Below are 15180 nucleotides of genomic sequence, written 5' to 3' on the forward strand. Positions count from 1 at the left end.
ATGGTAAAAAGCCACCGAATCGGTGGCTTTTTTATTAGGAGGTTAGCTTGGATAGCTCTTACACCGCTTGCTGGACAATCACACTGTCTGCTTTTTTAGTGTATTGCGCCATACGATGGAAGTTGAGGTAACGATAGGTGTCAGCTGCAGTTGCGTTGATCTGCTTCGCGTACTCTAGGTACTCTTCCAGTGTCGGAATGCGGCCTAAAATGGCACCCACGGCCGACAGCTCTGCCGAAGCAAGGTAAACATTCGCGCCAGTCCCTAAACGGTTCGGGAAGTTACGAGTCGAAGTCGACATAACGGTCGCTTTATCGGCAACACGCGCTTGGTTACCCATGCATAACGAACATCCTGGAGTTTCAATGCGTACCCCAGCGCGACCAAAGATGCCGTAATAGCCCTCTTCGATAAGCTGATCTTTGTCCATCTTAGTCGGTGGCGCAACCCACAAACGTGTGTCTAACTGACCATTGAACTTCTCAAGCAATTTACCTGCCGCACGGAAGTGACCAATGTTGGTCATACAAGAACCTATGAAGACTTCATCAATAGGCGTACCTTGTACATCAGAAAGTAAGCGCGCATCGTCTGGGTCATTTGGCGCACATAGAATCGGCTCTTTAATCTCAGCAAGATCAATCTCAATCACATGTGCGTATTCTGCATCACTATCCGCTTGCATCAACTCAGGATTGGCTAGCCACGCTTCCATCGCCGTAATACGACGCTCAATAGTACGGCGGTCACCATAACCTTCGGCGATCATCCACTTCAACATAGTGATGTTAGAGTTGAGGTACTCTTCAATTGAGGCTTGTGACAATTTAACCGTACAACCCGCCGCACTGCGTTCTGCCGAGGCATCAGAAAGTTCAAACGCTTGCTCAACCGTTAAGTGCTCAACCCCTTCGATTTCTAGCACACGGCCAGAGAATTCGTTAATTTTCCCCGCTTTCGCCACCGTGAGCAGGCCTTGCTTAATCCCGTAATAAGGAATCGCGTGCACTAGATCGCGCAACGTGATGCCCGGCTGCATTTCACCTTTGAAACGCACCAAGACAGATTCTGGCATATCCAGTGGCATCACACCCGTTGCGGCCGCAAAAGCAACCAAGCCAGAACCGGCTGGGAATGAAATGCCAAGCGGGAAGCGTGTATGCGAGTCACCACCAGTACCGACGGTATCAGGTAACAACATGCGGTTTAGCCATGAGTGAATAACGCCATCACCCGGACGCAGTGAAACACCGCCACGGTTCATGATGAAATCAGGCAAGGTATGGTGGGTATTCACATCAACAGGCTTTGGATAAGCCGAGGTATGACAGAAAGATTGCATGACTAAGTCAGCAGAGAAACCAAGACACGCCAAATCTTTCAATTCATCACGTGTCATCGGGCCCGTGGTATCTTGCGATCCAACCGTGGTCATTTTAGGTTCGCAGTAAGTCCCCGGACGAACACCCGTCACGCCGCATGCTTTACCGACCATTTTCTGAGCCAGTGTATAACCTTTGCCTGTATCAGCCACTGCAACTGGGCGACGAAATACTGTTGACGCTTCTAAGCCTAGTGCTTCGCGTGCTTTATCCGTTAAACCACGACCAACGATCAGTGGAATACGGCCGCCAGCGCGCACTTCATCAATCAATACATCGGTTTTAAGCTTGAACGTAGCAAGTACTTCGCCAGTGTCATGGTTACACACTTTGCCTTCAAACGGGTAAACATCAATCACATCACCCATGTTGAGCTTGGTAACGTCAACTTCAATCGGCAACGCGCCAGCATCTTCCATGGTGTTGAAGAAGATAGGTGCAATTTTACCGCCGAGCACGTAACCACCTGCGCGTTTATTAGGCACAAATGGGATGTCGTCACCCATAAACCACAAAACAGAGTTAGTCGCGGATTTACGAGACGAGCCTGTACCGACCACATCACCCACGTAGACTAGCTGATGGCCTTTCTCTTTTAGCGCTTCGATTTGAGTGATAGGGCCAATGCTGCCTGCTTTATCGGGTTGAATGCCTTCACGTTCATTTTTCAACATAGCCAGTGCATGCACTGGAATATCTGGGCGTGACCATGCATCTGGCGCTGGTGACAAATCATCAGTATTGGTTTCGCCAGTAACTTTAAATACGGTTAGCGTGATCTTCTCTTGAAGCGCCGGTTTTGAAAGGAACCATTCTGCGTCTGCCCATGATTGCAGCACTTTTTGTGCATGTGCATTACCCGCTTTTGCTTTCTCTTCAACGTCATAGAACGCATCAAACATCAGTAGAGTACGCGATAGTGCATCAGCCGCAATAGGTGCCAGCTCAGCATCATCAAGCAATGAAACTAGCGGCTCGATGTTATAACCACCTTGCATAGTTCCGAGTAGTTGCGCAGCTTTTGCGCGGCTCACTAACGGTGAAGAGACCTCACCTTTAGTGATGGCGGTTAAAAAGCCCGCTTTAACATAAGCGGCCTCATCCACACCGGGGGGAATTCGATTTTCAAGGAGATTAAGCATGAACGCTTCTTCACCTTGAGGGGGATTTTTCAACAGTTCAACAAGTCCTGCGACTTGTTCAGCATTTAGGGGTCTAGGAACAACTCCTTCGGCAGCACGCTCTGCGACGTGTTTACGGTAGGCTTCAAGCACGACTTTTTCCTCTCATTGCGGTTTACCCCATTATTATTGACATGATGGGCAAACATCCTTGGAAACTTGGCTCTCCATTGCCAGATATTTTTATGTAATCAGCGGCAGAGAGGCCAAACTGTGGGACGAAGAATAGCAAATTTAACTTTAAATTAAAATCTTATCATTTTGACCAACATAGCAACTTAAGACTAAAGTTCTATGATTTTTGAGTCACTTACCGCCCACTTTTCAGCTCAATTCTCGCTAAAAGGTAGTGCCAATACTCAAGTATATCGAATCAAAATTATCTTCGGTTCGACCATAAGCAAACATAATCGGTCCAATCGGCGAATCAACCCCGGCAAACACCGATCCCGCACCGTATAATGGGGCGGTATCAAAGCTTAGATCAGGATCAGACCATACACCGCCGTATTCTAATGATGCACCGACATAAAATGGGGAACTGAACAGGCCAAAGTCATTATCAAACCAGCGATAACGATACACTAAACTAGTGAACGCTTTGTTCTGGCCAATTAAGCTGTTACGAGGGATACCCGATAAATTTAAGAAACCACCAATCGATTTAGGGTTTATCGGTTCACTGGAATTTTTACTTTGCACCACACCGTAATCAAGATTACCGACCAAAGTATGGCGACCAAAGCTGTAAGCGGCGATCAGTTCACCGGAAAATTCATACACGGTATCGTTTGATTCAAGATCGGAAGAGACACCAGAAACTTTATCGTGCGATGCAAGATACTCAAGATCAAGATAAACACCGCGGGTAGGCAAGCTGAAGTCATCTAAGGTATCAATGCGGTAGTTAGCAAACACACCAGCACGGGTGTAATCCATATTTCCCATGGATGGCCAATTTGAGACTTCAGCCTCCCCGTCGGTATAGCGGATCCCTACCTTAAACTCTCGCCATAATTTATCTTGATAACCAAGCGACAATTCTCCAATCCATTCTAAATAGCTGATCGGTAAATAGTCTTTACTGGCTTCTAGACTGGTGTCATCAAACCCTTGCATTGGCTTATTACGTTTATCATTGCTAAACGAAATCAAAGCTGAGGTAAACGCTTTTTGCCCTGAGAACAGAGGAGAAAAAAGCTCCGCTTCGATGATCTTATCGGTGCCCATTTCTAAATTGAAACGTAATTCAGAACCAAACGAATTTAAGTTAGTGAAATTGGAAGAGATACCCAGCGCATACTGACTATCCGTATGAAAATCATCTTCTAAGAAAAAGCGAAAATTGAGGTAATTTGGCCCCCAAGATTTCTCTTTTACATCGATGACCAGTTGGTTCTTTCCTTCAAATTCTCGGTATTCATAGGTCACTAACTCAAAGCGATCCAATGCATAGAGATTTTCGACCGTCGCTTCAATCTGCTCGGTTGATAGCGGTTGTCCTGTCTTTAAATGTAAACGGTTTTTTAACAATTGATCGCTGTAATGACTGCGGTTGTTGAGTACGATTTCATCAACCTGCACATCATCGCCATAAATTAAAGCCCTGCGGCGAGCTTGTTTTGCTTCCACATAGCGTTGATAACTAGCACTCGATAATGACAACGAAGTCAATACCGATTGGTTCGCCATTGCAATCTCATACCCTTTTTCATAAGCGGTAGGCATTTTATCAAATTCAGTGGTTTCCATACTGCCGACATCAGGGCGTAAAAAGACATCTTGCTCATTCAATAAACGTGCTTGTTTTTGAGTGCTTCTTTGTACGAGATAGTTGGAAAGCTGATCGGCTACCGTCAAAAAGGTGGTGAAAGCTTCTTGGTTTTTGTAATCGGTACTGATATCTATCGCGATAACAATATCAGCCCCTAAGGCACGTGCAACATCAACAGGCATGTTATTGGTCACACCGCCATCGACTAACCAACGACCATTAACTTCGTAAGGTGGCAGTGCTCCGGGTACTGACATACTCGCCATCATCGCATCCACTAAATAGCCACGATCCAACACTACTTCCTCAAGAGCAATGATATCAGTGGCTACCGCGCGATAAGGGATAGGCAGTTGGTCAAAGGAGTGAAATTCAGAGAGATTGCCCGACGTTTCTCGCAAAATACGCAACATATTCTGCCCTTGCACCACACCGCGTGGTGCGCGGATCTCCCCCCAACGCAGTCCAAGGTCGGTGGTCAGTTGATAGCGGTCTTCGTACTCTTTATCCCGAACACGACGTTGGCTACGGTTGACCCGGTCACGATAACCTTCATTCCAATCCACGCTGTAAATTAAACTTTCAATTTCATCGGCGCTCATACCACTGGCATAGAGGCCGCCCACATAAGCGCCCATGCTGGTACCAGTAATGAAATCAACGGGGATGCGCATCTCTTCCAGCGCTTTGAGAACGCCAATGTGCGCTGCACCTTTTGCCCCTCCTCCCGCAAGAACGACGGCAACTTTGGGACGCGCAGCACTGTCCAGCATAGGTTTTTCAGCTTGTGGCTCATCAGCCACCGCGAAAGTCGCAGGAAACATGAATACCAAGAACAATAAGTTACTTAAAAACTGTTTCACGACTCTTCCTTAAATCCCTTTGAAATCAATTCAATATAAACTCCCCCAGCTACCACTGAAAGAGATTTTTTAACCATTGTCCTGGTTGTTTATCACAGCTCTGTTTCAATGCGCCGTTTTTATCCCACATGGGCAGTTTAAATTCGTTGTGACAATCTTGGACTAATTCACCCTCGGCACTGGTTTTAAAGCCAATCGTGGTAATGCCTTGCGGCCAAGGAAGAAGTAATTTTTCTGGGATCCGATGTTGTAAATATTCCGCGTACACCCGTAATGCACCACTCGAACCCGTAAGTTTGATCGGCTGATTATCATCGCGGCCAAGCCAAACCGTGGTGACTTCACGACCATCCACCCCGACAAACCAACTGTCGCGGCTATCGTTAGTGGTACCAGTTTTCCCCGCCAATGCCGCCCAAGCGAACTGATTATTGAGATAGCGCCCGGTCCCTTCAAGTACTCCTCGCTTCATCGCATAAGTTGTAAGCCACGCCGCTTGCTGCTCAACGGCTTGGGATACTTTGGGAATTGATTGATAGAGCACATTGCCCTCTAAATCCAATACCGAGCGCAGCGCCGATAAGGGCGCTTTTTTACCCGAGTTGGTTAAGGTTTGGTACATCTGCGCCACTTGATAAGGCGTCAGAGAGAACGCGCCAAGAAACATCGACGGTACAGGACGGATCTCCTCTTTGTTGACACCGAGCCGCACCAAAGTGTCAGAAACTTGTTCAATCCCAAGCTGCATGCCCAATTGTACCGTAGGCACATTAAGTGATTTAGCTAACGCGAGATACAGCGGCACTTCACCACGGAACTGACGATCAAAGTTGCGCGGTGACCACACTTCGCCTTTGTTCCCTTTGAGTGTGATGGGTTTATCGATAAGCGTGGTGGCTAAGTTGTATTTATCTGGCTGTGCGAGTGCGGTGAGATAGACCGCTGGTTTGACTAACGAGCCGATAGGACGGCTTGCATTTAAAGCGCGGTTAAAGCCGTCATAACCGGTCTGTTTACCGCCAACCATGGCACGGATCTCACCACTGGTTCGATCAACAGCGATCGCTGCGGCTTCTAAGTTTTTCCCCGCCGTTTTGGAAAGCACTGGAATTTGTCGATCAATCGCCAGCTCCAATTTGGCTTGCGAAACAGGATCGAGCGAGGTAAAAACGCGCAAGCCAGTATCCGCTTTGAAGGCGTCGCCCACTTTCTCTTTCAGTTCAATTTTTAACTGCTGAAAATACGCTGGTTGCCGGCTGGCAATGTGAGGATGCTTTTGCACATCTAACGGTCGACTGGCCGCTTGTTCAAACTGTTTAGCCGTCAAAATATCTTGCTGCATCATCAGCTTTAAAACCAAGTCGCGACGCTCTTTAGCACGTTCAGGGTAACGCGCAGGGTTATAATAAGAAGGCCCTTTAACCATGCCCACCAACAACGCTAATTGATCAATGCGCAATTCTTGTAATGGTTGACCGAAATAAAGCCGTGAGGCGAGGCCGAAACCGTGAATCGCCTCACCGCCACTTTGCCCCAAATAAACCTCATTTAGATAGGCTTCTAAAATGCGATCTTTACTGTAGCGATAGTCAATAATGAGCGCCATATAAGCTTCACGCACTTTACGCCATAAGGTTCGATCGCTGGATAAGAAAATATTTTTTGCCAGCTGTTGAGTTAACGTGCTGCCGCCTTGCACGGTGCGCCCAGCCTTAATGTTAGCTACTAAAGCACGGGCAATCGCAAATGGAGAGATGCCATCATGTTGATAAAAATAGCGATCCTCGGTCGCAAGCAACGCATCCACCATCACTTCAGGAAACTGATCACGACGTAAAAATAGCCGCTGCTCATCGTTGCCTTTTTCAAGCATGCCGAGCATTTTGGGCTCAATACGCAAGTAACCTAAATCCCCTTTTTGCTCAAGAGATTGGATACGAACTAAACCGCTATCATTAAAATGGAGCATCACATGGCGGTCAGGCTCAGGGCCATCGGCAAACTCAAAAGGGCGGCGGATGATCTCAATTTTGCTTGATGATGAAGAGTACTCGCCAGCATAGCGTGGCTGGTTCACTTTGCGATAGTTGAGTACATCAAGCTCATTGCGCAGCTCTTGCAGCGGGATGTCATCACCGGGAGCTAAATTCAAAATGCGCGCATACACGACGGTCGGTAAATCAAAAAGCTGACCTTCGAAGCGTTGTTTGACCACGCTATTTAAGTAAATACCAACAAACAACAGCACCGCGGCCAGTGCAAGACTCAGTTTCCAGCCAATACCCCACACAATTTTCCACCATGCTTTGCGTGGCGCTGAAGGCTTCTTGGCCGGGCGACGTGAAGGTTTTTTTACGCTATTTTTTTGAGTGCCCGTAGGCTTTTTCTGGGTTGTCATTGTGCTAATTGCCGCTTAGTTTTCGTCGTCGCTATGTGGTTGGCAGGATCATCAGGCCAAACGTGTTTTGGGTAACGCCCTTTCATCTCTTTTTGTACTTCTTTATAAGCGCCCTGCCAGAAACCGGCGAGATCTTGAGTTACTTGCAAAGGCCGCTGCGCAGGTGAGAGCAGTTCCATCACCACTTTTTTGCGCCCTTGAGCGATGGTAGGGGAATCTTGCTCGCCAAACATCTCCTGCATACGGACCGACAGCATCGGCTCCGCGCCCAGTTGATAACGAATGGCGGCTCGATTGCCTGTGGGTAGCGGGTGGTGAGTTGGAAGCCAGCGATCAATCTCTTGGTTTAATGGCCAACCTAAATAGGCATTGAGCGCATCAAAAAGCGGTACTTTCGCTAACGCTTTGACCGATTTTACTCCGACTAAATAGGGGGCTAACCAAATTTCAAGATCATCGAGCAGCGCTTGTTCCTCGACAGCAGGCCACGCCGCTTCCGGTAGCCATTGCGCAGCGCAACGTATGCGCGTTAATAAAGCGCTCGCCGCTTCGCTCCACTGTAATACCGATAGCCCCTTGCGACGGACATAATTGAGCAAGGCTTGCGTCATTTTTTCATGAGCAGGCTCTGGCAGCGCTTCACGCTCAATAACCAATTTACCGCACAGGGTTAGCCTTTCCGCGCACAGTTTCCCCGCTTTCTCATCCCAGTCGACTCGTTCTTGTGTACTAAATAGCTCTGGGAAATGGGCTTGCAGTGCATCCATATCCAACTCTGTCGCAACAAAGATTTGGCTCGCTTGTGAGCCGCTGCGCATTAAATCCACCACCACTAAATAGTGCGCGCCGGCGAGGCGTTCATCGTCACGCATTTGCGCGCCGTGACCATTCGCCAGTAAAAACTGCCCCCGTTGCGACTCGCTGCGGCGCTGAGCAATGCGATCGGGAAAAGCCAAACTCAGCACTAACGCCAACAATGATTCATCTACTTGTGTTAGCTGAAATTGGCCACCGAGTGCGCGCGCAAGCGTCGTGGCACGCTGGTGTAGGTTTTGTGTTTTAGGGTGAGTCGCTTGCTGCCAACGCATTAAGCTATGTTGTAAATCCAGCACATTACGCTCAGGCTCTTCCAATAAAGCGGTCACAGCGAGCGCCGTATTTAGCATTGAATCACTCGTTTCATGGGCTTTGAGCAGCATACTCACCAGCCTTGGTTCCACACCGAGTGACTGCGCTTTTTTACCCAATGCGCTGAGCTGCTGTTTGCTGTCCATCAAACCAAGCGTATGCAATAGACTCCAAGCTTGCTGCATCGCTGCTGGTGGTGGTGTATCCAGCCAAGGCAAATCGTTGACCGACACCACACCCCACTGCGCAAGCTCCATCGCCAAAGGCGCTAAGTCACTGTGCAATATTTCCGCGCTCGGCACTTGGGGTTGCTGCTTATATTGTGCTTCGCTGTAAAGGCGCAAACAGATGCCAGATTCTAGGCGTCCGGCGCGCCCCGTGCGTTGCTGCGCCGATGACTGGGCAATTTTCACTTGCTCTAAACGAGTGATGCCCGTTTTAAGATCAAACTTCGCTATCCGCTCTAGCCCTGCATCCACCACTAAGCGTATCCCCTCAATGGTCAGCGATGTTTCGGCAATATTAGTCGCTAGCACAATTTTCCGTTTGCCTGCTACTGCAGGCGCAATCGCTTTTTGCTGCGCTTGTAGACTCAACTGCCCGTATAAAGGACAAATATCAAACTCATCGGCTAAGTGTGCGAGCTGCTGTTCAAGCTGTTTAATGGCTGAAACGCCAGGTAAAAAAGCCAGCAGAGAGCCACTTTCAGCTCGCATCAAGCCTTCAATCTGTTTGCTCATCGTCGGCACAAGATAATCATTGGCTCGCAGCGGTGCATAGCGCACTTCAACCGGATAAGCGCGCCCTTCAGATTGCACATAAAGCGCTTGGGGTAATAATGACTGCAGTGCCAGTTGATCTAAGGTTGCCGACATTACGACGATTTTAAGATCTTCTCGCAGCGCTGATTGCACTTCCAAACTGAGTGCGAGAGCCGTATCCGCGTGAATGCTCCGCTCGTGATACTCATCGAAGATCAAGAGATCGATTCCGCTTAACTCAGGATCGGTTTGGATCATACGTGTCATGATCCCTTCTGTCACAATTTCAAGCTGCGTCGCTGCGCTGACTTTACTCTCACCACGCATACGATAGCCGACGGTTTGCCCAACACTCTCACCTAATTGCTGCGCTAAATAGCAAGCAATACTGCGCGCCGCCAAACGACGCGGTTCAAGCATGATGATCTTACCCGTGAATAATTGCGCTTTTAATAGCTGTAACGGGAAATGGGTCGACTTACCCGCACCGGGAGCGGCTTTGACAATCATCTGTGGGTGAGCTTGTACTCCCGCCAGCAGCTCGGGCATCACAGCTTGAATGGGCAATTGTGACAATGTGCAATCCTTATGGTTAAATGGCGGCAACATTGTACATAAAAACAGTAGATAAATGCAGTTCAATCCTCCACTTCGATCCGCGACCTTACTCAAACGCTACAAGCGTTTTTTGGCCGACATTGAGTTTGCCGATGGTCAACAAAAGACTATTCACTGCGCCAATACTGGCGCGATGACGGGCTGCGCCGAGGCGGGTAATCGTGTCTGGTTCTCCACCTCAGACAACCCTAAACGTAAATACCCACACAGTTGGGAGCTGACTGAAACCCAGCAAGGCCACTGCATTTGCGTCAACACGGCTCGGGCGAATACGCTGGCGGTAGAAGCGATTCAAAACGGCATCATCAAAGAGCTGCAAGGATATGAGCAATTACAAACTGAAGTGCGCTACGGCCAAGAAAATAGCCGAATTGATATCTTGCTCAAATCACCATCCAAACCTAAGTGCTATATAGAAGTAAAAAGCGTCACCTTATTGGATGAGCGCTACTCTCCACTCGACGATATCGCCTGCAATTCAGGACAAGGTTATTTCCCCGATACCGTCACAACGCGTGGACAAAAGCATTTGCGTGAATTAACGGAAATGGCAAAAAATGGAAGCAGAGCAGTACTTTTGTTTGCTGTTTTGCATTCAGGGATTGAAAAAGTCTCGCCTGCACTCCATATAGACGCAAACTATTCACTATTATTGAAACAAGCGCAAAAAGAAGGAGTGGAAGTACTGTGCTACAAGGCTGTACTTTCAAGGAATGAAATCAAGCTCGTTAACACTGTAGAATTCGCCCATTAGCGACAAAAAATTGATGGCGCCTTCACATTGACAATAAGTTTACGATTGAGTGTTTGCCTCCTATAGATCTTTTTGCTATAGATACCCGCCTAAAATTAGCTGCTCGCGCAGCTGACTAGGTGTTAGTAGGAGATGCTGCATGCCAGAATTGAAGAAAAAAGCGATAGGCATCCTAGCCATTGCAGGCGTTGAGCCGTATCAGGAAAAGCCAGGTGAAGAATATATGTCACCTGAGCAAATAACTCACTTTACAAAAATTTTAAGTGCTTGGCGCAACCAACTTCGTGAAGAAGTTGAACGTACCGTTCACCATATGCAAGATGAAGCCGCAAACTTTCCCGATCCCGTTGATCGCGCTTCTCAAGAAGAAGAATTCAGCTTGGAATTGCGTAACCGTGACCGTGAACGTCGCTTGATCAAGAAAATTGAAAAAACATTAAGCAAAATTGAAGAAGATGATTTTGGTTTTTGTGAATCTTGTGGCGTGGAAATCGGCGTTCGTCGCTTAGAAGCTCGACCAACGGCGGACCTTTGCATTGACTGCAAAACGCTAGCCGAACTTAAAGAAAAACAGATGCAAGGTTAATCTTACCTTTTGTTTGTGTTAAAAAAGGGAGCTAAAGCTCCCTTTTTGTTTTCACTCGATACCCAAATAACTTGTAACTTGGATGAATCGCAATGCACTATATTGGCCGATTTGCCCCATCACCTTCAGGCCCACTTCATTTTGGTTCTTTGATCGCTGCACTTGGCAGCTACTTTCAAGCAAAATCACAGCAAGGTAAGTGGTTGGTTCGCATCGAAGATTTAGATCCGCCAAGGGAAATGCCAGGAGCCTCCACCCTGATACTTGAAGCCATCGAAGCCTATGGTTTGCATTGGGATGACGAGGTGGTTTATCAAAGCCAGCGCCACACTTTATACCAAGAGCAAATTGAGGCTTGGCTTGAATCAGGGCAAGCCTATTATTGTGATTGCACGCGTAAACAAATTAAACAGATGGGTGGCTTTTATCCCGGTACATGCCGCTATAAAAAACCAACATTAACCGAAGATCGCGCGGTTAGGTTGCGTGTTGATACACCGGTAGAGTCATTTTTCGACCAAAAACATGGCGAAATTCACATTCCTAAAGCATTAGCACAGGAAGACTTCATCATTAAGCGACGTGACGGTTTATTTGCTTATAATCTTGCCGTAGTGCTCGATGATATCGATCAAGGAGTGACGGAAGTGGTGCGGGGAGCCGATTTAATTGAACCAACAGGACGACAAATCAGCTTGTATCATTGCTTACATAAAACTCCGGTAAGCTACCTTCACCTGCCGCTCGCGATGGATGGTAATGGCAATAAATTATCCAAACAGAATCATGCCACAGCCATTGATATTCAAAATCCTAAACCTACCTTGCTTAAGGCAATGCGCTTTTTAGGGTTTGAGATAAAACAAGAGATTAGCGACGCTTCCATCAATGAAATTATCTTTTGGGGCAGTCAGAATTGGCACGTTGAACAACTCCCTCGGGAGACCGAGATCACACCGTGATTCTCAAAAGGCTATCCTTACGCTATGATTAGCCGCAAAATCGTCCCGAACGGGCACTTTAAATAACAAAAGCAAGGTTGGCAAAAACCAATTATTGCCAGATGCACATGAATAAAAACGACTATACACCACGCGAAAATCGCGTTTACCAAGACTTAGCTCTAAATATTATCACTCGTGATGAACACAATATTTCGCGCAAGCAAATCAGCGATAATGCGCTCAAGGTGCTATACCGACTTCATGGCGCAGGTTTTGACGCCTATTTAGTCGGTGGTGGAGTACGCGACCTACTATTAGGTGAGACACCAAAAGATTTTGATATCGCCACTAATGCAACACCAGAGCAAATACGCCAACAGTTTCGCAATTGCCGCTTGATCGGCCGTCGCTTTCGCTTGGCGCACATCATGTTTGGCCGCGACGTGGTGGAAGTGGCGACTTTCCGTGGACACCATCAAGAGCCGAGCCAAAACGTCTCAGCACAATCTGAAGCGGGTATGCTACTGCGTGATAACGTCTACGGCACCATTGATGAAGATGCAGAACGCCGGGACTTTACGATTAACGCCATGTATTACAACATCGGTGATTACAGCATTCATGATTATGCTGGCGGCATGGACGACTTAGAAGATAAGCTCATCCGCTTAATTGGCGATCCTGAAACGCGCTACCGTGAAGACCCAGTGCGCATGTTGCGTGCGATTCGTTTTGCGGCCAAGCTCGATTTCGATATCGAAGAAGAGACAGCCGACCCAATCGAACATCTTGCTCCTTTACTGCAAGATATTCCTGCGGCACGTTTGTACGAAGAATCGCTAAAGATGCTGCAAACCGGCCACGGTTTAGAAACCTACCACTTAATGCGTGAGTACAACCTGTTCCAGCAGTTGTTCCCTGTGATAGCTCAAGAGTTCACTCCAGACTACGACTCGCACACAGAACAGATGTTGGATCTGGTCTTAGATTCAACCGACCTGCGTATTGAAGAAGGTAAACGCATCAACCCAGCCTTCATGTTTGCTGCCATGTTCTGGTACCCGACAGTGAAACTGGCTGATGCGTTAATGCAGCAGCGTAATTTCGCCTATTACGACGCCGTCATGGAAGCGAGTAACCTCATCCTTGACCAAGTGGTGAAAACCCTCGCGATACCTCGTCGTCATACCGCGACAATTCGCGAAATTTGGCAATTGCAGTTGCGCTTACCACGTCGCAATGGGAAACGCGCCTTCCGCCTTATGGAGCTCAACAAATTCCGAGCGGGTTTTGATTTTCTACAAATGCGTGGCGAGATCGAAGGCGGAGAGACGAAAAAGCTGGCTGACTGGTGGACAACCTTTGAAAGCGCCGGGCGGGATATGCGCCAAGCGATGGCAAATGATTTGGAAAGTGGCGCAAGTAACAAACCCAATGTACGCCGCCGCAGAAGCCCACGTAATAAAAAGAGCCGCCCAGAATCATGATTCTCGTTTATATTGCTGTTGGCAGTAATTTAGGCGACCCAATCGCGCAAGCTGAGCAGGCCATTGAAGCCTTGAAATGTTTGCCACACTCTCGATTTTTAAGCGCCTCATCCTTGTACAGTAGTACACCGATGGGGCCACAAAACCAGCCCGATTACATCAATGCGGTGGTTGCGATAGAAACCGATTTAACGCCACTTGAACTGCTCGATTGTACCCAAAGCATCGAGTTAGAACAGGGGCGTGTTCGCAAAGAAGAACGTTGGGGGCCAAGAACGCTCGATCTGGATATTCTTCTTTACGGCAATGAGGTGATCGATTCCGAGCGATTGACCATTCCTCACTACGGAATGAAAGTACGTGAATTCGTGCTCTATCCGCTCGCCGAAATTGCACCAAGTTTACAACTCCCTGATGGGACTGAGCTTAATCAACTGTTACCGCTCGTCGAACGTAACGGGCTCGGTATTTGGCACTCGCCAGCGCCTCGTAAGGACATTTAATGAAAAAAATCACCATAAACGATCTGATCCAATGGAAACAACAAGGTCGTAAATTTGCAACCGTCACCGCATATGACGCAAGCTTTGCTCAGCTTTTTGAAAGCCAAGAGATGCCTGTATTATTAGTGGGCGATTCTCTGGGCATGGTGCTACAAGGTCACACAGATACCCTACCTGTCACCGTTGAAGAGATTGCCTACCACACACGCAGCGTGCGTGCTGGTAGCCCTAACTGTTTATTGATGGCTGATATGCCTTTTATGAGCTATGCCACACCACAACAAGCCTGTGAAAGCGCCGCTAAATTGATGCAAGCGGGTGCAAATATGGTCAAAATCGAAGGTGGTGATTGGCTAGTAGAAACGGTGAAAATGCTGACTGAACGCGCGGTTCCGGTTTGCGCACACCTTGGTTTAACACCACAATCGGTCAATATTTTTGGTGGCTATAAAGTACAAGGCCGCGACCAAGAAAAAGCAGACCGAATGGTCAAAGACGCGTTGGCGCTCCAAGAAGCGGGCGCACAAATTGTGTTATTAGAGTGTGTACCGGCCAGCCTAGCAGCGCGAATTACCGAAGTGCTTGATGTGCCAGTGATTGGCATTGGCGCAGGTAACGTGACCGATGGACAAATTCTAGTAATGCACGATATGTTCGGAATTTCGGCGAATTACATGCCAAAATTCTCGAAAAACTTTCTTGCTGAAACAGGGGATATGCGTAAAGCCGTCGCAAAATACATCGCAGATGTAGAAAGTGCCGCTTTCCCTGATGACGCTCATACCATCGCCTAAAGGAGAT

10 protein-coding genes are annotated in these 15180 nt (G+C 47.8%); 6 read left to right on the top strand and 4 right to left on the bottom strand.

All coding sequences use genetic code 11. From position 1 onward, the window contains the following. Positions 1–58: 58 nt before the first annotated feature. The 4 genes from acnB to hrpB form a co-directional block, all read right to left on the bottom strand. On the bottom strand, positions 59–2656 hold the full coding sequence (gene acnB / locus AACQ21_RS10580; RefSeq protein ID WP_105977498.1) for a bifunctional aconitate hydratase 2/2-methylisocitrate dehydratase: 2598 nt from the start codon (positions 2654–2656) through the stop codon (positions 59–61). A 246-nt stretch (positions 2657–2902) separates the two neighbouring features. After that, entirely contained in the window at positions 2903–5161 is a 2259-nt protein-coding gene (locus AACQ21_RS10585; RefSeq protein WP_181185597.1) for a patatin-like phospholipase family protein, read from the bottom strand. A gap of 88 nt (positions 5162–5249) precedes the next feature. Next, positions 5250–7598 carry a penicillin-binding protein 1B gene (gene mrcB / locus AACQ21_RS10590; RefSeq protein WP_105977500.1) on the bottom strand — a complete coding sequence of 783 codons (2349 nt, stop codon included), beginning with the start codon at positions 7596–7598 and terminating at the stop codon, positions 5250–5252. Continuing rightward, entirely contained in the window at positions 7595–10063 is a 2469-nt protein-coding gene (gene hrpB / locus AACQ21_RS10595; protein ID WP_105977501.1) for an ATP-dependent helicase HrpB, read from the bottom strand. The genes mrcB and hrpB overlap by 4 nt, the downstream gene beginning before the upstream one ends. Before the next feature lie 55 nt (positions 10064–10118). Between hrpB and sfsA the strand changes: the two genes are divergently transcribed. The 6 genes from sfsA to panB all read left to right on the top strand — a co-directional run bounded on the left by sfsA (position 10119) and on the right by panB (position 15173). Next, positions 10119–10859, top strand: coding sequence for a DNA/RNA nuclease SfsA (gene sfsA / locus AACQ21_RS10600; RefSeq protein WP_105977502.1), 741 nt, complete (start codon positions 10119–10121; stop codon positions 10857–10859). Between the two features lie 139 nt (positions 10860–10998). Then, on the top strand, positions 10999–11445 hold the full coding sequence (dksA, locus tag AACQ21_RS10605; protein WP_010319554.1) for an RNA polymerase-binding protein DksA: 447 nt from the start codon (positions 10999–11001) through the stop codon (positions 11443–11445). Between the two features lie 92 nt (positions 11446–11537). Next, positions 11538–12407 (top strand): tRNA glutamyl-Q(34) synthetase GluQRS, encoded by an 870-nt coding sequence (gene gluQRS, locus AACQ21_RS10610; RefSeq protein ID WP_105977503.1) that lies wholly within the window; start codon positions 11538–11540, stop codon positions 12405–12407. Between the two features lie 107 nt (positions 12408–12514). After that, positions 12515–13876 (top strand): polynucleotide adenylyltransferase PcnB, encoded by a 1362-nt coding sequence (gene pcnB / locus AACQ21_RS10615; protein ID WP_026028232.1) that lies wholly within the window; start codon positions 12515–12517, stop codon positions 13874–13876. Further along, complete coding sequence (folK, locus tag AACQ21_RS10620; RefSeq protein WP_094133041.1) at positions 13873–14379, top strand: 2-amino-4-hydroxy-6-hydroxymethyldihydropteridine diphosphokinase; 507 nt, start codon at positions 13873–13875, stop codon at positions 14377–14379. The genes pcnB and folK overlap by 4 nt, the downstream gene beginning before the upstream one ends. Continuing rightward, a complete protein-coding gene (gene panB / locus AACQ21_RS10625; protein WP_010319550.1) occupies positions 14379–15173 on the top strand; it encodes a 3-methyl-2-oxobutanoate hydroxymethyltransferase in 795 nt (264 codons plus the stop codon). Before folK ends, panB begins: the two co-directional genes overlap by 1 nt. Positions 15174–15180 lie beyond the last annotated feature (7 nt).

The organism is Vibrio sp. V01_P9A10T6 (assembly GCF_963877065.1).
Taxonomy (GTDB): Bacteria; Pseudomonadota; Gammaproteobacteria; order Enterobacterales; family Vibrionaceae; genus Vibrio; species Vibrio anguillarum.

What these genes read in the sequence shown, in the direction of transcription:
- panB (WP_010319550.1), top strand. Translation starts at nt 14,379, where the DNA reads ATGAAAAAAATCACCATAAACGATCTGATCCAATGGAAACAACAAGGT.
- pcnB (WP_026028232.1), top strand. Translation starts at nt 12,515, where the DNA reads ATGAATAAAAACGACTATACACCACGCGAAAATCGCGTTTACCAAGAC.
- mrcB (WP_105977500.1), bottom strand. Translation starts at nt 7,598, where the DNA reads ATGACAACCCAGAAAAAGCCTACGGGCACTCAAAAAAATAGCGTAAAA.
- AACQ21_RS10585 (WP_181185597.1), bottom strand. Translation starts at nt 5,161, where the DNA reads ATGTTTCCTGCGACTTTCGCGGTGGCTGATGAGCCACAAGCTGAAAAA.
- gluQRS (WP_105977503.1), top strand. Translation starts at nt 11,538, where the DNA reads ATGCACTATATTGGCCGATTTGCCCCATCACCTTCAGGCCCACTTCAT.
- folK (WP_094133041.1), top strand. Translation starts at nt 13,873, where the DNA reads ATGATTCTCGTTTATATTGCTGTTGGCAGTAATTTAGGCGACCCAATC.
- sfsA (WP_105977502.1), top strand. Translation starts at nt 10,119, where the DNA reads ATGCAGTTCAATCCTCCACTTCGATCCGCGACCTTACTCAAACGCTAC.
- dksA (WP_010319554.1), top strand. Translation starts at nt 10,999, where the DNA reads ATGCCAGAATTGAAGAAAAAAGCGATAGGCATCCTAGCCATTGCAGGC.